This is a genomic window from Arthrobacter sp. K410C, assembly GCF_059090105.1.
The window spans coordinates 191,829-212,420 of sequence record NZ_JBNHFJ010000001.1; the positions used below are offsets into that span (position 1 = coordinate 191,829).

Annotated in this window: 17 protein-coding genes; 8 read left to right on the plus strand and 9 right to left on the minus strand. The window is 67.8% G+C overall.

What is annotated here, in order from left to right:
* Positions 1-23 precede the first annotated feature (23 nt).
* The 3 genes from AC5RU7_RS00960 to AC5RU7_RS00970 all read left to right on the plus strand — a co-directional run bounded on the left by AC5RU7_RS00960 (position 24) and on the right by AC5RU7_RS00970 (position 4,932).
* Entirely contained in the window at positions 24-3,254 is a 3,231-nt protein-coding gene (locus AC5RU7_RS00960) for an efflux RND transporter permease subunit (RefSeq protein ID WP_494050716.1), read from the plus strand.
* A 107-nt stretch (positions 3,255-3,361) separates the two neighbouring features.
* Positions 3,362-4,471: an LLM class flavin-dependent oxidoreductase gene (locus AC5RU7_RS00965; RefSeq protein ID WP_494008596.1), complete on the plus strand. Its 1,110-nt coding sequence runs from the start codon at positions 3,362-3,364 to the stop codon at positions 4,469-4,471.
* On the plus strand, positions 4,471-4,932 hold the full coding sequence (locus tag AC5RU7_RS00970; protein ID WP_009356527.1) for a MarR family winged helix-turn-helix transcriptional regulator: 462 nt from the start codon (positions 4,471-4,473) through the stop codon (positions 4,930-4,932). Before AC5RU7_RS00965 ends, AC5RU7_RS00970 begins: the two co-directional genes overlap by 1 nt.
* Here AC5RU7_RS00970 and AC5RU7_RS00975 read toward each other — a convergent pair.
* Positions 4,929-5,735, minus strand: a complete 807-nt coding sequence (locus AC5RU7_RS00975; RefSeq protein WP_494050717.1) for a transglutaminase-like domain-containing protein — start codon at positions 5,733-5,735, stop codon at positions 4,929-4,931. The two genes, AC5RU7_RS00970 and AC5RU7_RS00975, sit on opposite strands and share 4 nt — an antisense overlap.
* Before the next feature lie 71 nt (positions 5,736-5,806).
* Entirely contained in the window at positions 5,807-6,613 is an 807-nt protein-coding gene (locus AC5RU7_RS00980; RefSeq protein WP_494050718.1) for a hypothetical protein, read from the minus strand.
* 160 nt (positions 6,614-6,773) lie between these two features.
* Here AC5RU7_RS00980 and AC5RU7_RS00985 point away from each other — a divergent pair, with 160 nt between their 5' ends.
* A complete protein-coding gene (locus AC5RU7_RS00985) occupies positions 6,774-7,433 on the plus strand; it encodes a DUF1684 domain-containing protein (RefSeq protein WP_494050719.1) in 660 nt (219 codons plus the stop codon).
* A 77-nt stretch (positions 7,434-7,510) separates the two neighbouring features.
* Here AC5RU7_RS00985 and AC5RU7_RS00990 read toward each other — a convergent pair whose 3' ends face one another.
* From AC5RU7_RS00990 to AC5RU7_RS01010, 5 genes are read right to left on the minus strand one after another with little or no spacing between them, the layout of a single operon-like run.
* Positions 7,511-8,668: a cysteine desulfurase family protein gene (locus AC5RU7_RS00990; RefSeq protein WP_494050720.1), complete on the minus strand. Its 1,158-nt coding sequence runs from the start codon at positions 8,666-8,668 to the stop codon at positions 7,511-7,513.
* Positions 8,669-8,675: 7 nt separating this feature from the next.
* The gene (gene nadC / locus AC5RU7_RS00995; protein ID WP_494050721.1) at positions 8,676-9,593 is read right to left on the minus strand and encodes a carboxylating nicotinate-nucleotide diphosphorylase; all 918 of its coding nucleotides are present in this window, start codon (positions 9,591-9,593) and stop codon (positions 8,676-8,678) included.
* A complete protein-coding gene (locus tag AC5RU7_RS01000; protein WP_494050722.1) occupies positions 9,586-11,373 on the minus strand; it encodes an L-aspartate oxidase in 1,788 nt (595 codons plus the stop codon). Before AC5RU7_RS01000 ends, nadC begins: the two co-directional genes overlap by 8 nt.
* A 15-nt stretch (positions 11,374-11,388) precedes the next feature.
* Positions 11,389-12,693: a quinolinate synthase NadA gene (gene nadA, locus AC5RU7_RS01005; protein WP_494050723.1), complete on the minus strand. Its 1,305-nt coding sequence runs from the start codon at positions 12,691-12,693 to the stop codon at positions 11,389-11,391.
* Positions 12,690-13,400, minus strand: coding sequence for an NUDIX hydrolase (locus AC5RU7_RS01010; protein WP_494008604.1), 711 nt, complete (start codon positions 13,398-13,400; stop codon positions 12,690-12,692). Before AC5RU7_RS01010 ends, nadA begins: the two co-directional genes overlap by 4 nt.
* A gap of 243 nt (positions 13,401-13,643) precedes the next feature.
* On the opposite strand from AC5RU7_RS01010, the gene AC5RU7_RS01015 reads away from it, so the two are divergent.
* From AC5RU7_RS01015 to AC5RU7_RS01025, 3 genes are all read left to right on the plus strand, one after another.
* Positions 13,644-15,041 (plus strand): amino acid permease, encoded by a 1,398-nt coding sequence (locus AC5RU7_RS01015; RefSeq protein WP_494008605.1) that lies wholly within the window; start codon positions 13,644-13,646, stop codon positions 15,039-15,041.
* A 63-nt stretch (positions 15,042-15,104) separates the two neighbouring features.
* Complete coding sequence (locus AC5RU7_RS01020) at positions 15,105-15,932, plus strand: alpha/beta fold hydrolase (protein WP_494008606.1); 828 nt, start codon at positions 15,105-15,107, stop codon at positions 15,930-15,932.
* A gap of 88 nt (positions 15,933-16,020) precedes the next feature.
* Complete coding sequence (locus tag AC5RU7_RS01025) at positions 16,021-16,668, plus strand: phosphoribosyltransferase (protein ID WP_494051335.1); 648 nt, start codon at positions 16,021-16,023, stop codon at positions 16,666-16,668.
* 164 nt (positions 16,669-16,832) lie between these two features.
* Here AC5RU7_RS01025 and AC5RU7_RS01030 read toward each other — a convergent pair whose 3' ends face one another.
* Entirely contained in the window at positions 16,833-18,164 is a 1,332-nt protein-coding gene (locus tag AC5RU7_RS01030) for an MFS transporter (protein WP_494008607.1), read from the minus strand.
* Between the two features lie 245 nt (positions 18,165-18,409).
* On the opposite strand from AC5RU7_RS01030, the gene AC5RU7_RS01035 reads away from it, so the two are divergent.
* Complete coding sequence (locus AC5RU7_RS01035; protein ID WP_494050724.1) at positions 18,410-19,144, plus strand: IclR family transcriptional regulator; 735 nt, start codon at positions 18,410-18,412, stop codon at positions 19,142-19,144.
* Between the two features lie 52 nt (positions 19,145-19,196).
* On the opposite strand, the gene AC5RU7_RS01040 is transcribed toward AC5RU7_RS01035, so the two are convergent.
* The gene (locus AC5RU7_RS01040; protein WP_494050725.1) at positions 19,197-20,522 is read right to left on the minus strand and encodes an MFS transporter; all 1,326 of its coding nucleotides are present in this window, start codon (positions 20,520-20,522) and stop codon (positions 19,197-19,199) included.
* Positions 20,523-20,592: the final 70 nt, after the last annotated feature.

Genomic DNA, 20,592 nt, shown 5'->3' on the forward strand with positions numbered 1-20,592 from the left:
CCTACCCTCCAGGAGTTCATGCGATGTTCCGTCTGGCCCACCTCTCCCTGGCGAACCGGGCGCTGATCGCACTGATCACCGTCTTCGCGTCCGTCTTCGGCGTGATCACCATGACGTCGCTGAAGCAGGAGCTCATTCCTTCCATTGAGTTCCCGCAGATCACGGTACTCACGGCCATGCCCGGAGCCTCTCCGGAGGTTGTGGACAAACAGGTGAGCGGGCCGCTGGAGACGGCGCTCAACGGGGTGGAGGGGCTGGAGTCCACCTCCTCCACTTCCCGGAACGGGGTTTCGCAGATCACCCTGGTGTTCACCTACGGCTCCAACCTGGACCGCGCCCGCGCCCAGATCGACCGCGCAATCTCCAACGCCAAGAGGACGCTGCCGGAGGATGTCCAGCCGCAGGCCATCGCCGGCAGCATCAGTGACTTCCCCATCGTTTTCCTGGCCGTGTCCTCGGACAAACCGCTCAGCGAGCTCAACGCCGACCTTCAGCGGCTGAGCGTGCCGAGGCTGCAGAAGATCGACGGCGTCCGGGGAGCCGACGTCACGGGCGGCGCCACCCAGCACATCGAGATCCTTCCCCGCCCGGAGGCCATGGCCGCCGCGGGGGCCAGCATCACCTCCATCCGGGACGCGCTGGCAAACAATGGCGCACTGGTGCCGGCCGGAACCCTGGAGGAACAAGGCAAGACGCTGTCGCTGCAGATCGGCAGCCCCGTGGACTCGCTCGATGCCATCAAGGCCCTGCCGCTTTCCGGGACCAGGAACTCCGCAACCGTTGGCAGCGTGGCAGATGTGTCGCTGCAGGACGACGAACGCACGTCCATCACCCGTACCAACGGGGAGGAAACCCTTGCGGTGTCCGTCACCAAGAAGCCCGAGGGTGACACCGTGGCCATCTCCCACGCCGTGCGGGACATACTGGGCGACCTGGAGACCGAGCTGGGATCCGGCGCGAAGTTCACGCCGGTCTTCGACCAGGCACCCTTCATCGAAAAGTCCATCAAGGACCTGACCACCGAAGGCCTGCTGGGACTGGGCTTCGCCGTGGCCGTCATCCTGGTCTTCCTGATGTCCGCCCGTTCCACCCTGGTGACCGCGGTTTCCATCCCCCTGTCCCTGCTGATCACCTTTATCGGGTTGTCCGCCACCAAATACTCGCTGAACATCCTGACACTCGGCGCGCTCACCATCGCCATCGGCCGGGTGGTGGACGACTCGATCGTTGTCATCGAAAACATCAAGCGGCATCTCACGTACGGGGAGGAGAAGGTCACCGCCATCCTCACCGCCATCCGGGAGGTTGCCGGTGCCATCACAGCCTCCACCCTGACCACGGTGGCCGTGTTCCTCCCCATTGCCTTCGTGGGCGAACTGGCCGGCGAGCTGTTCCGGCCCTTCGCCCTGACTGTCACCATGGCACTGCTGGCCTCCCTGCTGGTCTCACTGACCATCGTTCCGGTCCTGGCCTACTGGTTCCTCCGGAACAAGGGCGCAGCGCCCGGCCTGCAAGCCGATTCTGCCGCGGCCCGTGCTTTCGCCGCCGAAGCGCGGGCGAAGGCGCAGGAAGCCGAGCAGCGCAGCCGGCTGCAGCGGGGCTACCTGCCCATCCTCACCTCCACCCAGAAGCACCCCGTCATCACCCTGGTGGCCGCGGCGCTGGTGCTGGGCGCAACCGCTGCCATGGCTCCCCTGCTGGCCACCAACCTCCTCGGCAACTCCGGCCAGAACAGCATGACCGTGCGCCAGGTGCTCCCCGCCGGAACCAGCCTGGCGGACACCAGTGCGGCGGCCGTCCGGCTGGAGGCGGTACTGCGCGGCATCGACGGCATCAAAGACGTCCAGGTGACGTCCGGCAACGCGCAGGCCGGGTTCGCCGCCCTCGTCTCCACCGGCTCCTCGAATTCGACATTCACTGTGGTCACCGACGAAAAGGCGGACCAGGTGGAGCTGCAGGACACCGTGCGCTCCGAACTGGCCAAGGTGCCGGATTCGGGCAAGGTATCCGTGGGGACGCAGCAGGGCGGCTTCGGCACGTCCTCCACGGTGGACATCACCCTCAAGGCAGCCAGCACGGCCGACCTGCAGGAAGCCAGCGACACGATGGTTGCGGCCATGGCCGGTGTCCCCGGCAGCAGCGAGGTGGAAACCAACCTTGCAGCCACCCAGCCCGTGGTGCAGGTGAAGGTGGACAGGGCCAAGGCGGTGGCAGCGGGCCTCAACGAAGAACAGGTTGCCGGGGTCCTTGCGTCCACTATCAGCCCCATCCCGGCAGGCGAAGTCCGGATCGAGACCGACGACTTCCCCGTGCAGATCGGCAAGGGAACCCGGTTCACCAGCATCGACGCCGTCCGGAACATCCCGCTGCCCGCAGCTGCCGGCCCTGTGACCCTAGGCAGCATCGCGTCAGTGGAACAGGTGGACGTTCCGGTCTCCATCACGGCCAGCAACGGGCAGCGGACCGCACGGGTGTCCGTCACGCCGTCGGGCTCCAACCTTGGCGCGGTCAGCGCCGAAGTCCAGAAGCGCCTGGCCGATGTGCAGCTCCCGCCCGGGGTGACCGCCGAAATCGGCGGCGCAACCACGCAGCAGGCGGAATCGTTCCGGCAGCTCGGCCTGGCCCTGCTGGCGGCCATCGCCATCGTGTACGTGATCATGGTGGCCACCTTCAAGTCCCTGGTCCAGCCGCTGATCCTGCTGGTCTCCGTGCCGTTCGCGGCCACCGGGGCCGTGGCCCTGCTGCTGGTGACAGGCGTCCCGCTTGGCCTGCCGTCCCTGATCGGCATGCTCATGCTGGTGGGCATTGTGGTCACCAACGCCATCGTGCTGATCGACCTCATCAACCAGTACCGGCAGCCGCGTGACGGACGGCCGGGCATGAACGTTGCGGACGCCATCACGCACGGTGCCCGCCAGCGGCTTCGGCCCATCCTCATGACGGCGCTGGCAACGGTCTTCGCCCTCACCCCCATGGCGATGGGCCTGACGGGCGGCGGGGGCTTCATTTCGCAGCCGCTGGCCGTGGTGGTGATCGGCGGGCTTGTCTCGTCCACTGCCCTGACGCTCGTCCTCGTCCCGGTGCTGTACCGGTTGGTGGAGGGCCGGCGCGAGAAGAAGGCGCTGCTCCGGGAGCTCCAGGAGCGCCCCGAGTTTGCCCAGACGGCCGACGTGGATGATGAATTCGACGACTGGACCACGGGAATGGTGCCGAAGGTCAGCGGCCGCCGTGCCGCCCAGGGAAGCCCGGAGTAGAACAGGGAATATTCGCCGCCCGGCCGCGTTGTATCCGGCGATAGATGCAAATGCATCTAAGTTGGTTTACACTTGAACCAAGCTCGCAACTCAGGAAAGGGCACATCATGCAGATCGGCGTCTTCAGCGTCAGCGATATCACCACGGACCCCACCACGGGCCGCACTCCCACCGAGAACGAGCGGATCAAGGCCTCGGTTGCCATCGCCAAAAAGGTCGAAGAGATCGGGATGGACGTGTACGCCCTGGGCGAGCACCACAACCGTCCGTTCTTCTCTTCCTCCCCCACCACAACGCTCGCCTACATCGCGGCGCAGACCGAGCGGATCATCCTGTCAACGGCCACCACGCTGATCACCACGAACGATCCCGTGAAGATCGCCGAGGACTTTGCGATGCTCCAGCACCTTGCCGACGGGCGCGTGGACCTGGTCCTGGGCCGCGGCAACACTGCCCCGGTGTACCCCTGGTTCGGCAAGAACATCCAGGACGGCGTGGAGCTGGCCATCGAGAACTACAGCCTGCTGCGCCGGCTTTGGGACGAGGACACCGTAAACTGGTCCGGAAAGTTCCGCACTCCGCTGCAGAACTTCACCTCCACGCCCCGCCCGCTCGACGGCGTCGCCCCCTTCGTCTGGCACGGGTCCATCCGGACGCCGCAGATCGCCGAAGTGGCTGCGTACTACGGTGACGGCTTCTTCGCCAACAACATCTTCTGGCCCAAGGAGCACTACCAGCAGCTGATCGGCCTTTACCGCGAGCGCTACGAGCACTACGGGCACGGCAAGGCGGACCAGGCGATCGTCGGCCTGGGCGGCCAGTTCTTCATGCGGAAGAACTCACAGGACGCGGTCAAGGAATTCCGGCCCTACTTCGACAACGCCCCCGTTTACGGGCACGGGCCGTCGCTGGAGGATTTCACCGCGCAGACGCCCCTCACGGTGGGCAGCCCACAGGAAGTCATTGAAAAGACCCTGACCTTCCGCGAGCACTTCGGCGACTACCAGCGGCAGCTGTTCCTGATTGACCACGCCGGCCTTCCGCTGAAGACGGTCCTGGAGCAGCTGGACCTGTTCGGCGAGGAAGTCCTTCCCGTGCTGCGCAAGGAGTACGCCGCGCGCAAACCCGCCCACGTTCCGGAGCCGCCCACCCACGCAGGCCGGGTCGCCACGCTGCTGGCTGCCCAGGACGCCGCAAAGACCCCGGCGGAGGCGTAATGGCTGCCGGAGGACCGGAATCGCCCGTCCGTCTCGCGGCGGAGACCTGGGAGTCGCTGTTCCGGGCCCAGGTGGCTGTGATGCGCAAGCTGCAGTCCGGCCCGGCCTTCCGGAAGCTCGCGGTGAACGAGTACGACGTCCTGTTCACGCTGTCCCGCTGCCCCTCCGGCTGGCTGCGGCTCAACGAGCTCAACGACAACGTCCTGTTAAGCCAGTCCAGCCTGAGCCGGCTGGTGGAGCGGCTGGAGAAGCGCGGGCTGGTGGCACGGATGCCCGCACCGGAGGACGGCCGCGGCATCCTGATCCAGCTCACCGACGAAGGCCGGGAACTCCAGAAGGAGATTGGCCGCGAGCACGTGCGCGACATTTCAGCGCTGGTGGGCCCGGCCCTGACTCCGGCGGAGCAGAAGGAGCTCCGGCGGCTGACGGACAAACTCCGGGATTCCCTGGGAAAACGCTAGCCCAGCTGCACCAGCCGGCCGGCGTCCTCAACCGGCAGGTCGCCGTTAACGACGGCGGTGACCTTCAGCTGGTTGAGGACCAGGCTGCCGCCCACCGTCGAGAGGAAGGCGGTATCGGAGGAGTCCCGGCCGGCGGTGATGCGCAGCATCGACTCGCGCGGGGCCAGGCCCGTGGGGTCGATGACGTGCCAGGCGCCGTCCACGTAGGCCTCGGCCACGGCGTGGAAGTCCATGGGGTTGAGGCCGGGGGCGTAGACCGCCGCCAGGCGGGCCGGAATGTCCTTGGACCGCAGCAGGGCGATGGCCAGGTGCGCGAAGTCCCGGCACACGCCGCGCCTGCTGAGGAGCGTTTCCACGGCCCCGTCCGTGCCGCGGGATGAGCCGCTCAGGTAGCGGAGTTCGCCGTGGACCCAGTTGCGCACCGCCTGCAGCAGGCCGGCGCCGGAGACGCTGTCGAATTCGGCATAGGCGGTGGGCAGCAGCCGGTCCGACTCCGCGTACCGGCTGGGACGGACGTAGCGGATGCGGTCGGCGAGAGCGGTGGCCTCCGGCTCCCCCCGGCCGGCTACCGTGGCCGCGTACTCCACTATCACGTCGGAGGGTTCGCTGAACTCCATGTAGTGGAACCTGCCGCCGTGGTGGTCGCCGATCTCGGTCAGCGCCACCTCCTCGCCGTCCGCCCTAACGGACAAGGACTCCTCGAACGAGGAATAGCCGCTGTTCCGCGCCACTGCGATGGCCATGGCCACCTTGGTGTTGGCTGCGGTGCGGAAGGCCAGGCGTGCGGAAACAGAGCGTTCCATGAATCTCCGGGGTGTCGGCGTCGGAAGGAAAGCCGCCGCCCTTCCGGCACCTGTGGGAGCCGGCAGCGGGACTAGTTTTTGATCTCCAGAGACATTAGCATCCGCTGCACGTTGGCAAAGTCCGTGCTTCCCTCCACATACTCCGCCGCCTGCCCAAGTGTGTCGAACGCCTTCGCGGGCGCCACCTTCTGGTCCGGCGCGAACGCCTTCAGGGACACCAGGTCGCCGAAGGACCAGTCCCCCTTGCCGGCTGGTCCGCGGACCACGTTCCGAAGTTCGCAGGCCTGGTTGCCGGCGCCGCCCACCACGTTTGTGATGCCGTAGGACCCGAAGAACCTGTACCCCTGGATCACCCGGAACACCATTCGTGGCGGAATGGTCCCCTCGCCGCCCCCGGCCGCCACGTCCACCGGCAGGCTGCTGATCACGGTGTACGGCTTGCGGGCGCTTTCGGGGCAGTCAGCGGCCGACGGCGGCAGTCCAGTCCGCAAGGCAGCCATGAACGTGCCGTCGGGCTTCTTGACCTCGATCTTCAGCGCGCCAGGGAGCGTCCCCTCGTCGGGCGTCACGGACTGGGCGATCCAGTCCTGGGGCAGCTCGAAACTTACTGTCCTTGCGGGATCGGAGAACGTCTTCCAGGCAGCGGCCGTGGGGGCAGGTGATGGTCCCGCGGTGGCCGTGGCGGAAGCACCTTCCGTGGCAGGTGCCGTTGACGCTCCGGAACCGGCACTTGGGCCGGCAGTTGACTGTGGCGTCGCGTCAGGCCGCGCGGGCCAACCAGGACCGCTTTCCTGCTGCCCTGAGCATCCAGGCACGGTCAGGGCGGCGGCCAGCAGGAAAACCGCGGACAGGACTGGAACCGGTGCCTTGCCTCTCATGAAGCCAGCCTAGCGGCGCTTTCCTGCCCGGCACGGCGGCCGGCGGGCGTGTTTCCCCTACGCCCCGACTGTCCGGGACGCCACCGGCAGGACCGGGCGCACCCGGCGGGCGTGTCGCGACGGGACCGGCATACGTGTCACGGGGACTAGGCTGGGGACTATGGCGGAACAGCACGGCACGGCCGAAGAAAACCCCGCGGACATTTCCGCCGTCGACATCGCCGACTGGCGGCTCCGGACCTTTGCGCTTTACGAAAACGTCCGGAAGATCTCCGCCGAAAACCCGGCGGAAGCCCACTCCTACTGGCGGCACCAGCGGGACCTCATGTTTGCCACCCACCCGGCCTCGGCCCTCACTGCCGGAGGCAAGGCGCTGTTCTCCGGCCTCAAAACGGCCGACTACGACCCCATCTACCGGTTCCATGTGCCGCTGACCAAGGAGGGCGCAGGCCGGGAAATGGCAGTGGACACCGGTACTGACGGCGTGGTCCACTTCATCCGGCTGGGCACGTTTGACCTGCCGGAAATGGGGCAGCTGGCTGTATGGAAGCTGCATGGATACGGCGGCGGCATCTTCGTGCCGTTCAGGGATGCGACCGCCGGCCAGCCGGGCGGCAGCTACGGCGGCGGACGGTACCTCCTGGACACCATCAAGGGCGCCTTCCACGGCGTCCAGGGCACCGGCCCGGATGCCACATTCGTCCTGGACTTCAACTTTGCCTACAACCCGTCCTGCGCCTACAACGAGGCGTGGGCGTGCCCCCTGCCGGGCCCGGCCAACCGGCTGGCGGTGGATATCCCCGTGGGCGAGCTGTACTGACGCCCACCCGAGCCGTCGTCGCACCGCTGGGTAGCGCCGTTGCGCAGCACCCGCTGGGTAACCGTTGGGCAGCGGCGTCAGCCCGCGCCCAGGGCCCTGACGCTCGTGACGGCGGAACCAACAGCGGCGGCCGCAGCGTCCAGGTCCTCCGCGGTGACGGACGCATCGAAGCTGAACCGGACCGCCGTCTGGGCAACCTCGGCGGGAATCCCCAATGCCGTCAGCACCGGCGACGGTGCATCCGAGCCGGCGGCACACGCCGAGCCGCTGGAGCACACCACCCCTTGGCGATCCAGTTCCAGCAGCACGGACTCGCCGCTGGTGCCCGGGAAGCAGAATGACGCCACGGACGGAAGGCGGTCCGAGGGATGGCCGGTGAGGACCGCCCCGGGGACGGCGGACAACACTGCACTGATGAAGTTGTCCCGAAGCACCGCGACCCTTGCCTGCTGGTCCTGCTGGCCTGCCTGCGAGAGCGCCAGGGCCCTGGCGAAGCCGACGGCCCCGGCAACGTTCTCCGTGCCGGACCGCCGGCCCCGTTCCTGCCCGCCCCCGTGGATAAGGGGCTCCACCCTTGTCCGGCCCCGGACAAAGAGCACCCCGCAGCCTTTGGGCGCCCCCAGTTTGTGGCCGGAAATGCTCATTGCGTCCACGCCGAGGGCCTTGGTGTGCAGGGGCAGCCAGCCCCCCGCCTGGACGGCGTCGGTGTGGAAGGGGACTCCGCGCTCCCGGGCCAGGGCGGCCAGCTCCGCGACCGGCTGGACGGTGCCCACCTCATTGTTGGCGTACATCACGCTGACCAGCGCCGTTTCCGGCCGGAGGACATCCTTGAGCGCCGCGGGAGTCACCTGCCCGGAGCTGTCCACCGGGACCACGTCCACGCTGAAGCCGTGGACGCGTTCCAGGTAGCGGGCGGACTCCTCCACGGCCGGGTGTTCGACGGCGCTGATCACTACCCGGTTCAAGGCAGGGTCCGCGGCCTGCCGGGCCAGGGCGATGCCCTTTACGGCCAGGTTGTCCGCTTCGGTTCCTCCCGATGTAAACGTCACTTCGCCCGGCCGGCAGCCCAGTGCGGCGGCCACGGAGGCGCGGGCATCGGCGAGTGCCCGCGCGGCGGACTCCCCCAGCGTGTGGTGGCTGGACGGGTTTCCAAATTCTCCGGTGAGGTAGGGCCACATGGCCTCGAGGACCTCACGGCGGACCGGGGTCGTGGCGGCGGCGTCCAGGAAAATCACAGTGCGCTCACCGGACGGTCAGTTCCACGTCCAGGCCGAGGTCAAGGGCTGCCACTGTGTGGGTCAGGGCGCCGACCGAGATCACGTCCACGCCGGTGGCGGCGATCGCTGCGACCGTGTGGATGTTGACGTTTCCGCTGGCTTCCACCCGGGCCCGTCCTGCCACCAGGGCAACTCCTGCGGCCAGCTCTTCGATGCGGAAGTTGTCCAGCATGATGGTGTCCACGCCTGCCGCCAGGACCGGTTCGATCTGGTCCATCCGGTCCACTTCCACTTCGAAGTGCGTGGTGTGGCCCAGGTGCGCCCTGGCCTCGAGCAGCAGTTCCGTGAGCCTGGCGGGATCCCCGCCGGTCATTACTGCCAGGTGGTTGTCCTTGGCCAGCACGGCGTCCGAGAGGCTGTACCGGTGGTTGGCCCCGCCCCCGCAGCGGACGGCGAAGCGCTCCAGGATCCGCAGGCCGGGGGTGGTTTTGCGGGTGTCGGTGATCCGTGCCCGCGTGCCTTCTGTCAGCTGCACGAACTGGGCGGTCCGGGTGGCGATGGCGGACATCCGCTGGACCAGGTTGAGTGCAACCCGCTCGGCGAGCAGCACGGACCTGGCGGGGCCGCTGACGCGGGCGAGGTGGGTGCCGGCGTCGAACGCCTCCCCGTCCGCCACCAGCAATTCAACGCTGATGTCCGGATCCACCAGCTGCATGGCATCACGGAACACCGTGGCCCCGCTCAGGACGCCGGGCACGCGGGCGTTCAGCACGGCCGTGGCGCGGGCGGCGGCCGGGATCAGCAGCTGGGAAGTGATGTCCCCTGCGGGCGCGTCCTCGGCGAAGGCACGTTCCAGGATTTCCCGGACGGGCCCTGCCGGAAGGGTCAGGCCGGGCACGGGCCGGGGACGGACAGCCTGGTCAATTACGGAGTGCTCAGTCATGGACAAGGCTCGCTTTCGGACGAAGTTCAATGGTTTCGACGGGTTCGTCGCTGCGGTAATGGGCACCAAGGGATTCGGAGCGTTCCAGCGCGGCAGCAACGAGCAACCGGGCAGCCAACAGCAGATTCCGGTCCTCATACGCAGCCACAACATCAAGCTCGCCAGGAGCAGGAGCATGCGCAGGAACAGGAGCTGGGGATGGAACGACGCCGGCCCACCGCTCCAGGGTGCCTGCAACCTCCCCGAGCAGCTCCCCTGACCGCAAAACCCCAGCATGTGAAGTCATCACCCGCCGAAGAGCCTCCCGCGAAAACGGAGCATCCAGGCCCCCAATCCGCGAGTAACCGGCCCCGCCAGCCTGTTGTACTCGAGCGGCACCCAAGGCACGCTCCGACCCGGTGCCTGACGGCGCCCCGGAAGCATGCGTCAAAGGGAGGCCGCCCGCGGCCGAGCTAGCATGCGGAGGGGCGCCGTCAGGCGCCACCCAGCCAACGCCGTCGGGCGAGGAGAGGAAAGACTCAACAGCGCGGCGGCCGAAGACGAGTCCTTCGAGGAGCGAGTTGCTGGCCAAACGGTTTCCCCCGTGGACACCGGTGCGGGCGACTTCACCGGCGGCGTAGAGCCCGGGGATGCTGGTGCGTGCGGAGTAATCGGTGGCGACGCCGCCCATCCAGTAGTGGGCCGCCGGTGCCACGGGGACAAGTTCACGGGTCCAGTCGATGCCGGCCTCGCGGGTCTTCCGGGTGAGGGTGGGGAACCGGCGCTCGAGGAACCCTGCGCCGCGTGCCTGCTCTATGACCCGTGCGTCGAGGTAGACGTGGCCGTTGGGGTCGCCGAGTTTGGCCAGGTGGAGGGCGATGCTCCGCGACACGACGTCTCGCGGGGCGAGTTCGGCGTCGGGGTGGTAGGCACGCATGAAGCGGCGCCCGCCGGAGTCCACCAGGATGGCACCTTCCCCGCGGACCGCTTCGGAGATCAGCAGTGGCCCGGCTGCGGCGGCAGGTTCGCCAGCCGTGTCCACCATGCAGGTCGGGTGGAACTGGAAGAATTCGAGGTCTGCGGTGGCTGCGCCGGCACGGACGGCGAGCGCCAGGCCGTCGGCGGTGGCAACGCCGGGGTTGGTGGTCTGGGCGAACAGCTGTCCGGCACCTCCGGTGGCCAGCAGAACGGCATCCGCTTCGATGCTGGCGGTACCGCCGTCCTGCAGGTACTCCAGTCCGGTGACCCGGCCGCCGTCCTGCAGGAGGGCGGTTGCGTAGGCCCGGCTCAGAACCTTGAGTCTTCCTTCCGCCTGTGCTGTAAGCACGGAACGGATCAGGGCTTCGGCGACCCTGGCACCGGTGGCATCGCCGCCGGCATGGAGGATGCGTGGCGCGCTGTGGGCGGCTTCGAGGCCAAGGGCCGGGCCGCCGTCGTTCCCCATGTCAAAGCGCACGCCGAAGCGCCGGAGGCCCTCGATGTCCAGCCGCGCTTCGGTGCACATGAGCCGGACGGCCCCTTCATCACAATGCCCCGCCCCGGCCCGCAGCGTGTCCGCGATGTGCGCGGCCACGGTATCGCCGGCCGCGGGGTCCTGGAGCACGGCCGAAATCCCGCCCTGCGCGTACCAGGTGTTGCTCTCGTCCAGCCGGCCCTTGGTCAGCAGGACGGTATCGGCACCGGCGTCGGCCGCCAGCAGGGCGGCGTACAGGCCGGCGATGCCGCTTCCGACGACGAGGAGCCGCCGCCGGGCGGGAGCTCCTGAGCTGGCCCCGGGCGGGACCGTCCCTCGTTCGAACATGGTGGGAGGCTTTCGCTATGGCCTGGCCGCGAGCATGCGCTCGAGGGCGGTCCGGGCATTGGCCTGCACGGCGTCGTCCACGGTGATCCTGTTGACCACGCGGCCGGCAACAAGTTCCTCCAGCACCCAGGCGAGGTAGCCGGGGTGGATCCGGTACATGGTGGAGCAGGGACAGATGACGGGGTCCAGGCAGAAGATGGTGTGCTGCGGATATTCTGCAGCCAGCCGGTTCACCATGTTGATCTCGGTGCCGATCGCGAAGGTTGTGGGCTCCGTGGCGCCGGCGATGGCTTTCTTGATGAAGTCCGTCGAACCGGCGGAATCCGCGGCGTCCACCACTTCCATGGGGCATTCCGGGTGGACGATCACCTGGACGCCGGGGAAATCGGCCCGTGCCTTGTCGATCTGGGCGGTAGTGAAGCGCTTGTGTACCGAGCAGAACCCGTGCCACAGGATCACCCGGGAATCCAGGAGCGCCTGCTCCACGTTGCCGCCGAGCTCCTTGCGCGGGTTCCACATGGGCATCTGCTCCAGCGGCACGCCCAGCGCCTTGGCCGTGTTGCGGCCCAGGTGCTGGTCCGGGAAGAACAGCACGCGCTGTGCCCGCTGGAAGGCCCATTCAAGGACTGTCTTTGCGTTGGACGAGGTGCACACGATGCCCCCGTGCTCGCCGCAAAACGCCTTGAGGGCTGCCGAGGAATTCATGTACGTGACGGGAATGACCGGAACCCGGCCGTCGGCGTCGGGCTCGGTGCCGAAGATTTCCTCCAGCTGTTCCCAGCACTCGGCCACCGAATCGGCGTCGGCCATGTCCGCCATGGAGCAGCCGGCGGCGAGGTTGGGCAGGATGACGGCCTGGTCGGGCTTGGAGAGGATGTCCGCAGTTTCGGCCATGAAGTGGACTCCGCAGAAGATGATCGCCTCTGCGTCGGGCCGGGTCAGGGCGGCGTTGGCAAGCTGGAAGGAATCGCCCACGAAGTCCGCGTACTGGACAACCTCGTCCCGCTGGTAGAAGTGCCCCAGGATGACGGCCCGGTCCCCCAGTGCCGCTTTGGCGGCGGTGATGCGTTCGGCAAGCTCGGCGTCGCTGGCCAGCTTGTATTCCTCGGGCAGCTGTCCCTGCCGTGGTGTGGCCGCCGGGGCCACGTCGGCGCTGGAGGCTCCGGGACCGTAGGCCGGGATGCCGGCGAGCGCCTCTGCCAGATCGTAGTCCCATGGGCCCTTGGCGAGGGCGGGGCTGCAGGTGCTGCCTTTGGCGGCTGCGCCCTTTTCGGCCTGTTCACGCGTGATCAGCTGGATTGCGGTGTTGACGCTGCTCATAGTGTGCTCCTGTTGTCTGGATCAAGGCCGGGCCGGCCGGTGAAGCGGTAGAGGCGGGGCGGGCGGTGTTTGCCGCCCTGGAGGAAGTGGTCTGTTTCTTCGATTTCCGGGGTGGACCTGAGCTGGCGCCGGAAGTTGGCGGGATCCAGCTGGCGGTCCAGGACCGCTTCGTAGACCTCGCGGACCTGGGCCAGGGTGAAGTACTCGCCCAGGAGGTGGTACGCCACCGAGCCGTAGGCCAGCTTGTTCCGCAGGCGCCAGAGTGCGTAGTCCACGATCGCGTTGTGGTCGAACGCCAGGTCGCCCAACCGGTCCGCCCGGAACCACCGCACGTTCTCTGAAACGTCAGCCAGCGCTGCCTCCGTCGGCTGGACCAGGGCCCAGTAGACGATGGAGACCACCCGCTGGGTGGGTGACCGGTGCAGGCCGCCAAAGGCGTACAGCTGCTCGAGGTAGTTGGGGGCCAGGCCGGTCGTTTCCCGAAGGTTCCGTGATGCGGCGTCCTGGAGGGACTCCTCATGGCTGAGCGGTCCGCCCGGCAGGGCCCACAGCCCCTTGAAGGGTTCGCGGATGCGGCGCACCAGCGGCAGCCACAGGGTGGGCCGGCCCGACGTTTCACTGGGACGCAACGCGAAGATCACCGTGGAGATGGCAAGCGAAGGGGGCGCGGCACGGCGCTCGGAAACGTTCGCTGAGCTGTAGTACATGCATCCACCTCCTCACTCATAACGGTCCGGCTGCGTGGCCACAGTAGTTATAGTCAACATGACCATAACTGATTCTAAGGGCAGCAGGCTATAAACCAGAAATGTGTCTCACAGCGGAAACGCGGCCCGGGCCGGATGCGCCCGGGGGCGCAGCCGGGGCGGTTCGGCAGGGCGCCCGCCAGGCGGTAAATTCGAGTGGTCCCAAGAGGATGAAAACCCAAGACCCCAAGAAGGTTCACTTCCATGACGACGAAGTCCGCCCCCGCCCGCCCACAGCACCACCTCGGCCACAGCATGAAGCCCCGACAGCTCACCATGATGGGGCTTGGATCCGCCATCGGCGCCGGCTTGTTCCTCGGTTCCGGCGCCGGCATCCAGGCGGCGGGCCCCGCGGTGCTGGTCTCCTACCTTGTGGCGGGGACACTCATCATCCTGGTGATGTGGGCACTGGGTGAGATGGCGGCGGCAAACCCGAACAGCGGGGCCTTCTCCGTCTACGCCGAAAGGGCCCTGGGCAAGACCGCGGGGGCCACCATCGGGTGGCTGTGGTGGCTGCAGCTGGTGGTGGTCATCGCCGCCGAAGCACTCGGTGCCGCGGGGCTGCTGTTTTCGGTATGGCCCGTCATCCCGGTTTGGGCTCTCGCGCTCGTGTTCATGGTGGTGTTCACCGGCATCAACCTGGCCGGGGTCCGGAACTTCGGGGAGTTCGAATTCTGGTTCGCCATCCTCAAGGTGGCCGCGATCGTCCTGTTCCTGATAGTGGGCGCAGCCCTTCTGCTGGGACTCCTGCCGGACGTTGCCTCCCCGGGCCTGGCAAACCTCACCACGGACTTCGCCCCCCAAGGACTGGGAGGCATCGCCTCGGCACTCTTCGTGGTGATCTTCGCCTTCGGCGGAACGGAGATCGTTTCCGTGGCGGCAGCGGAGACGGAGGATCCCGAGCACAGCGTGGGAAAAGCCATCCGCACCGTGGTGTGGCGGATCCTGGTGTTCTACATCGGCTCGGTATTCGTCATCGCGGCCGTCCTTCCCGCCACGTCCGGCGGGCTGGCGTCGCCTTTCGCCGGCGTCCTCGGTGTCGCCGGCATCCCGGGTGCCGCCACCGCCATAACCCTGGTGGCCGTCGTAGCACTCCTCTCTGCGCTGAATGCCAACCTGTACGGCGCGTCGCGGATGGTCTATTCGCTGGCTGAGCGGGGGGAGGCGCCGGCTTTCCTGTCCCGGCTGGCCGGGCAGAGCGTCCCCATGCTGGCGGTTGCGGTCTCCGTTGCATTCGGCTTCATTGCCACCGTCCTGGAACTGCTGTTTCCGGAGCGCATCCTTCCGGCCCTCTTCCAGCTGGTGGGATCCACTTGCCTGGTGGTGTGGGGCAGCGCACTGGTATCCCAGCTGGTGCTGCGCCGGCGCGCGGACCGGGAGGGCATTCCACTCCCCCTGCGGATGAAGGGCTTCCCGGGCCTCACCATCGTTGGCCTGGTCCTGCTGGGACTGATCTTTGCGGTCGGCTTCAGCGCCGCCACCAGCCGCGTGCAGCTTTTCAGCACCTTTGCCCTGATCGCCGGCATCGCCCTCGCCTGCGCACTGGGAGCCCGCTTCGCAAGCCGGACCTCCGGCACCGCGGGGCACCAGCACGGCAGGTAGAGTGATGCCAGGCACCGTCGCGCCGGGTCTGCCCGGACGCATGAGTTGATGAGGACTGACAGCATGAGCGGCAGGCACACCGGCCAACAGCAAACGCATACCGTCGAGGGTACGGACCCCCAGCTGTACGTGGGGGTTCACGAACCGGCGGAGGACGCCGGGCTCCGGCCGGTGCTGCTGCTGCACGGCTTTTCCTCCTCCTCCAAGCTGAACTGGGAGGACACCGGCTGGGTGCAGGCCCTGCTGCAGGCCGGACGCCGGGTGATCACCGTGGACCTGCCGGGGCACGGCCGCAGCGGCGCGCCGGAGGACCGCGACTCCTACTCCCCCAGCAGGATCCGGGCGGACCTGCTCCAGGCCGCGTTCGACGCCGGTGTCCGGCCGCTGCAGGAGGATGACCCTTCCAGCGGACTCGACGTTGTGGGCTATTCGCTGGGTTCCCGGCTCGCCTGGGAGTTCGGCGCCACCCAGCCGGAAATCGTCCACCGCCTGGTTCTTGGCGGAGCGAACACCGCCGATCCGCTGGCCGAGTTCGACCTGGTGGCCGCGCAGGACTACCTGGCCGACGGCACCCCGATAGCTGACGAGTCCACCGCACGCCTCCTGAAGATGGCCCTGCTGCTGCCCAGCAACAACATCTTTGCCCTCCTGTCCCTGGTGGAGGCCATCAAGGCCGAACCCTACGACCCCGCCGAGGCCGTCCCGCACGTTCCGATGCTCCTGGTCTCCGGCGACCAGGACGAACGGGTGGGCAGCCTTCCGAAACTCGCTGAGCTGGCGGCAAGCGCCGGTTCCATGGCCGAACAGCTTGTCCTGCCGGGACGCAACCACACCAACGCCGTTACCAGCCGGGCCTTCAAGCAGGCCGCCATCGCGTTCCTGGCCATCTAGGTCCCGCGTCCCTGCCGCATGGCAAGGGCGCCGGCCACCGGGGCTGGCGGTAGGCTGAAACCAGGTGCAGGCAAGCCTGGAGGAGCAGATGGTTACGCGTTTCGAAGACCGCATGGAGGCCGGCGAGCGCCTGGCCGCGGTGCTTCCGCAGTTCCGGGAGCGGCCGGACACCCTGGTCCTGGGCCTGGCACGTGGCGGGATCCCCGTGGCCGCTGCGGCGGCCAAGGCCCTCTACCTTCCCCTGGGAACGGTGCTGGTGCGGAAACTGGGCATCCCCGGCCATGAGGAGACCGCCTATGGAGCACTGGCGTGGGCACGCGGCCGCACCGTCCGGCTCCTCAACAAACCCCTGCTTGACCGCGTCCTGGAGCACGGGGTGCGCCGCGAGTGGCTTGATGAGGTGGAGCAGCGCGAGCGCGCCGAACTTCTTCGCCGCGTGGACCTCTACCCCGGCACCGGCCATGACCTGCGCGGGAAGACTGTGGTGCTGGTGGACGACGGCCTGGCTACCGGCGCCACCATGCGGGCCGCCGTCGAGGCAGTCCGCGAAGGTGGGGCCGCCACCGTGGTGGCCGCCGCCCCGGTGGCGTCCATCGATGCCGAGGCCTCCGTGGAGCGCGTCTGCGACGCCGTGCTCTGCCTGCACGTGCCGGGCAAGTTCCGTGCGGTGGGCAGCTTCTACCGGCATTTCGAACAACTGACCGACGACGCCGCCATCAGCTTCCTGGGGCAGTAGCACTTCCAGCCACACGGCGGCGGGCCCGGACCACATGGTCCGGGCCCGCCGTCGGCCTGTCTTCAGGGGCTTCCCGGTCGGACCATCTGCCGGATAGACAGGGCTGGGCCCACGCCATCAGGGTCCCCTGGCCGAGCGAAGCGAGGTTAGGGCGACGGTGGGGACTAGTGGTGGCTGACTCCCAGCGGCCGGCCCTTGGTTTCCTTGGCCAGCACCACGCCGATGGCCGAGATGACGCAGAGCACCATGATGTAGATGCCGATGGAGCCCGTCCACCTGGTGGTCTGCAGCAGGGTCTCGGCGATGGTGGCCGCAAACGCGCCGCCCAAGATCGCGCCGAAGGCGTAGCCGATGGAAATGCCCGAGTAGCGGACATTGGCAGGGAACATTTCGGCGTACATCGCCGACATGGGGCCATACGAGAGGCCCAGTCCGATGGTGAGGACGAACAGGGCCACACCGTAGAGCCAGATGTTCTTCGTGTCTATCAGGGCGAACATGGGAATCATCCAGACGAAGATGATGGCGTAACCCGTGAGGAACGTCTTGACCCGGCCGATCCGGTCCGAGAGCCAGCCTCCCGCCAAGGTAAAGATCAGCCAGCCGAACGACGCAAGGGTGGTGGCCAGGAGAACCTGGGGTGTAGGCATCTGCAGGGTCCGGGTGGCGTAGGCGATGAAGAAGGCGATCAGCAGATAGCCGGCAGCATTGTTCGCGATGAAAATCATGGTGGAGTACAGGACCGGCTTTTTGTGGTTCCGGACCAGCTCACCCAGCGGGGCTTTGCTTTCCTGCTTCCGTGCGGCCATTTCCTGGAACACCGGGCTTTCGGCCACGGCGCGGCGGATCAGGTAGCCAACAACGATGAGGACGATCGAGAGCAGGAACGGCACGCGCCAGCCCCATGTGGTGAAATCTTCCCGTGGCATGCTGGTGTTGAGCAGGAACAGCAGGCCGGTTGCGAGGATCATGCCGATCGGCACACCGATCTGCGGGTAGGCACCGAACAGGCCGCGTTTGTTCAGTGGCGCATGTTCAACCGCCATCAGCGCCGCCCCTCCCCATTCACCTCCAGCAGAGAATCCCTGGAGGATGCGGAGCAGGATCAGGAGGATAGGCGCCCACGCGCCGATCTGGGCATAGGTGGGCAGCATGCCGATCAAGGCGGTGGCAGCGCCCATCATCACGAGCGTCATCACAAGCACGGCCTTGCGACCCAGCCGGTCGCCCAGGTGGCCTGCGACGACGGCGCCGAGCGGCCGGAACAGGAAGCTGATGCCGATCAGGGCGAAGGAGAGGATCTGGGCCAGGCCGGGGTTCGATTCGTTCAGCGGTGCCAGGAACAGCGGTGACAGCAGCGTTGCGGTCAACTGGGCAAAGATGAAGAAGTCGTACCACTCGATGGTGGTGCCCACCAGGGTGCCGGCGAGGACCTTGCGTTCCTCCCGGCGGGTGCTGGGGCCGGCAAGGGTGTCCACCTTGGACGGTGTGGTCATTGAAACTCCATTGTTCAGTGGCAGCTTTGCCGCCGGGACGCCTTCAGGATTACCGACAGAACGGTCAGTTAGTTAGAAGGGTACTACGAATTTGTGAGGCAGAACACGCCCTGCCGAGATTTTCACTCCCGCGGACGCCTTGGATGCTGAGTTCCATATGTGAATCCGCGGTTCACATTTCGAAAAAGTGTGCGGATTGGGCCACAATAGGAGCTACGGAACGCCGGCCACCTAGGATGGAAACCATGACCCCCACCGCCGCAGCCCCTTCAGGCACCGCGCCGGCGCAGGCTTCCGCGTCCCAGACGCTGTCCAGGGGCATCCGTGCCCTGGAAATCCTCGCCGCCGCCCCCGGCCCGATGACCATCGCGGAACTGGCTGACGCCATGGGGGTGCACCGGTCGGTGGCCTACCGGATCCTGCGGACCCTTGAAGACCATTCGCTCCTGGTGCGGGACGACGCCGGCAAGGTCCAGCCGGGGCCCGGGCTGGCTGTCCTGGCGCGCGGGGTTTCGCGGAACCTCCAGGCCGCGGCGCTTCCCGAGCTGACGCACCTCGCCAATACCCTCGACATGACGGCGTTCGTGGCGGTGTGGGACCACCACGACTGCATCACCCTGGTCACGGTTGAGCCGAGGCATTCAGGGGCAACGGTGGCGCAGCATCCCGGCACCCGGCACCCGATCAATGCCGGTGCACCCGGCATTGCCATCCAGTCGGCACTCACGGAAGCCGAATGGGACCGGCTGAACACAGGAACCCCCTACCGCCCGGAGGCGGGCGAGGCACGCCGGAAGGGATACTCGGCCAGCCACGACGAAGTCATTGCGGGCGTATCCTCGCTGGCAGCCCCGGTTCGGGTGCCTGGCGGACGCCCGGCCGCGCTCGCCGTCGTCTATATCCGTTCCGCCCATGATCCGGAGACCGTGGGGGCTGCCCTTGCCGAAAGCGCCGCCCGGATCGAGCGCCAGCTGGCCTAGCGGCACGGTCAGTTGCCCGCCTGCCGGGTGCTCAGGACCCGGGAGGCCACGGTCAGTTGCCGGCCTGCCGGGTGCTCAGGACCCTGGCGGCCGCGGCTCCGAGCAGCGCCAGTACGACGGCGGCGCCGACGGGAACCGCGAATGCCGCGTGGTGGCCGCCGGCCTCTGCCAGGTAGCCGCCGATGGAAGAGCCGAGCGCTGTTCCCGCCACGATCCCGCTGGCCAAGGCAGTCATGACCGTGCCCAGCCGGCCGGCAGGTGCCAGCAGGCCGCCGGCCGCGAAAACGGTGACCATGACCGGGCCCACGGGGAGCCCGAGGATGAGCAGGACTGCCACCATGGCGGCGAGCGAGGACGGAACGAGCAGCAGCAGCGCCAGCAATGCCATCAGCGCTGCAGACAGGATCCACCGCCGGGAGAGCCCGAACCGCTGGGGCCAGTAGGCAACCGAGAGGGCGGCAGCGGCGGAGCTCAGGCCCATGACGGCGTACAGCAGTCCGGCGAGTTCAGATCCTGCCTGGCCGGCCGAGAAGGAACTCAAGGCAGCCTGTGTGGAGCCGAAGAAAGTTCCCATGCAGACCATGGCCGCCACGGGCAGGGCCACCGCCGCGGGGATCCTGCCGGCGACCATGGTGCCCTGGCCGTCCTTGGTGCCATTGTCGCCCTTGGCGCGTTTCGGGCCTGGCCGCACCGCCCGGTGGGTGGGATGGGCGGCGAAGGCGGGCACCAGGATGATTGTCATCGCTGCAGCAAGCGCCAGCGGAAGCCAGGGAGCCAGGAGGCTGGCGAGGATGCCTACCAGTGCGGGACCCAGGACAAAGGTCACCTCATCCGCAGTGCTTTCGTAGGACAAGGCGGTATCCAGGTCCCGCTTGCCGGCCTTCGCAGGCCCATGCAGTGTCAGGGCCATCCAGCGGACCCGTGCCAGCGGGCCTACCTGCGGGCAGCTGGCGCCGGCGGCGAACGCGGCAGCCAGGATTGCCGGGTGGAAGCCTCCGGAGCTGCCCAGGCCCGTGCCTGTGAGGATCAATGCCACCACTGCTGCGGTGTTGATGAGCGCGGAAGCCATCAGGACTGGACGCTGCCCCCGCCTGTCGGCAAGGGCACCAAGCACGGGGGCACCCAGGGCCGAGCCGATGCCGACCGCCCCGGCCGCCGTCCCGCCCGCGGCGTAGGATCCGCTGACGGAGGTGATCATGGTGAGCGTGCCGACGGTGAGCATGGCCAATGGCAGGCGGGCGAAGAGCCCAATGGCGATGAAGCCGCGGCCGGCCAGGTGGGAAAGCCGGGCGAACCGCCCCCGCGGTGGAGTGCCTGAGGGGGAAACCTGGCTGCTGGGGCTGGCGGTGTGTGTGGACGGGGAGGCTGGTGATGTCATTCCGGGCTCGTTCAGTTCATGCGCATCGTCCCTCCTCCCGATGCGCGCAACCCGGTAACCGGACAATTAT

Bases quoted from the DNA above. Each gene is read 5' to 3' on its own strand.
- AC5RU7_RS00960 (WP_494050716.1), top strand. From the start codon at position 24: ATGTTCCGTCTGGCCCACCTCTCCCTGGCGAACCGGGCGCTGATCGCA.
- AC5RU7_RS00965 (WP_494008596.1), top strand. From the start codon at position 3,362: ATGCAGATCGGCGTCTTCAGCGTCAGCGATATCACCACGGACCCCACC.
- AC5RU7_RS00970 (WP_009356527.1), top strand. From the start codon at position 4,471: ATGGCTGCCGGAGGACCGGAATCGCCCGTCCGTCTCGCGGCGGAGACC.
- AC5RU7_RS00975 (WP_494050717.1), bottom strand. From the start codon at position 5,735: ATGGAACGCTCTGTTTCCGCACGCCTGGCCTTCCGCACCGCAGCCAAC.
- AC5RU7_RS00980 (WP_494050718.1), bottom strand. From the start codon at position 6,613: ATGAGAGGCAAGGCACCGGTTCCAGTCCTGTCCGCGGTTTTCCTGCTG.
- AC5RU7_RS00985 (WP_494050719.1), top strand. From the start codon at position 6,774: ATGGCGGAACAGCACGGCACGGCCGAAGAAAACCCCGCGGACATTTCC.
- nadC (WP_494050721.1), bottom strand. From the start codon at position 9,593: ATGACTGAGCACTCCGTAATTGACCAGGCTGTCCGTCCCCGGCCCGTG.
- AC5RU7_RS01000 (WP_494050722.1), bottom strand. From the start codon at position 11,373: ATGTTCGAACGAGGGACGGTCCCGCCCGGGGCCAGCTCAGGAGCTCCC.
- nadA (WP_494050723.1), bottom strand. From the start codon at position 12,693: ATGAGCAGCGTCAACACCGCAATCCAGCTGATCACGCGTGAACAGGCC.
- AC5RU7_RS01010 (WP_494008604.1), bottom strand. From the start codon at position 13,400: ATGTACTACAGCTCAGCGAACGTTTCCGAGCGCCGTGCCGCGCCCCCT.
- AC5RU7_RS01015 (WP_494008605.1), top strand. From the start codon at position 13,644: ATGACGACGAAGTCCGCCCCCGCCCGCCCACAGCACCACCTCGGCCAC.
- AC5RU7_RS01020 (WP_494008606.1), top strand. From the start codon at position 15,105: ATGAGCGGCAGGCACACCGGCCAACAGCAAACGCATACCGTCGAGGGT.
- AC5RU7_RS01025 (WP_494051335.1), top strand. From the start codon at position 16,021: ATGGTTACGCGTTTCGAAGACCGCATGGAGGCCGGCGAGCGCCTGGCC.
- AC5RU7_RS01030 (WP_494008607.1), bottom strand. From the start codon at position 18,164: ATGACCACACCGTCCAAGGTGGACACCCTTGCCGGCCCCAGCACCCGC.
- AC5RU7_RS01035 (WP_494050724.1), top strand. From the start codon at position 18,410: ATGACCCCCACCGCCGCAGCCCCTTCAGGCACCGCGCCGGCGCAGGCT.
- AC5RU7_RS01040 (WP_494050725.1), bottom strand. From the start codon at position 20,522: ATGACATCACCAGCCTCCCCGTCCACACACACCGCCAGCCCCAGCAGC.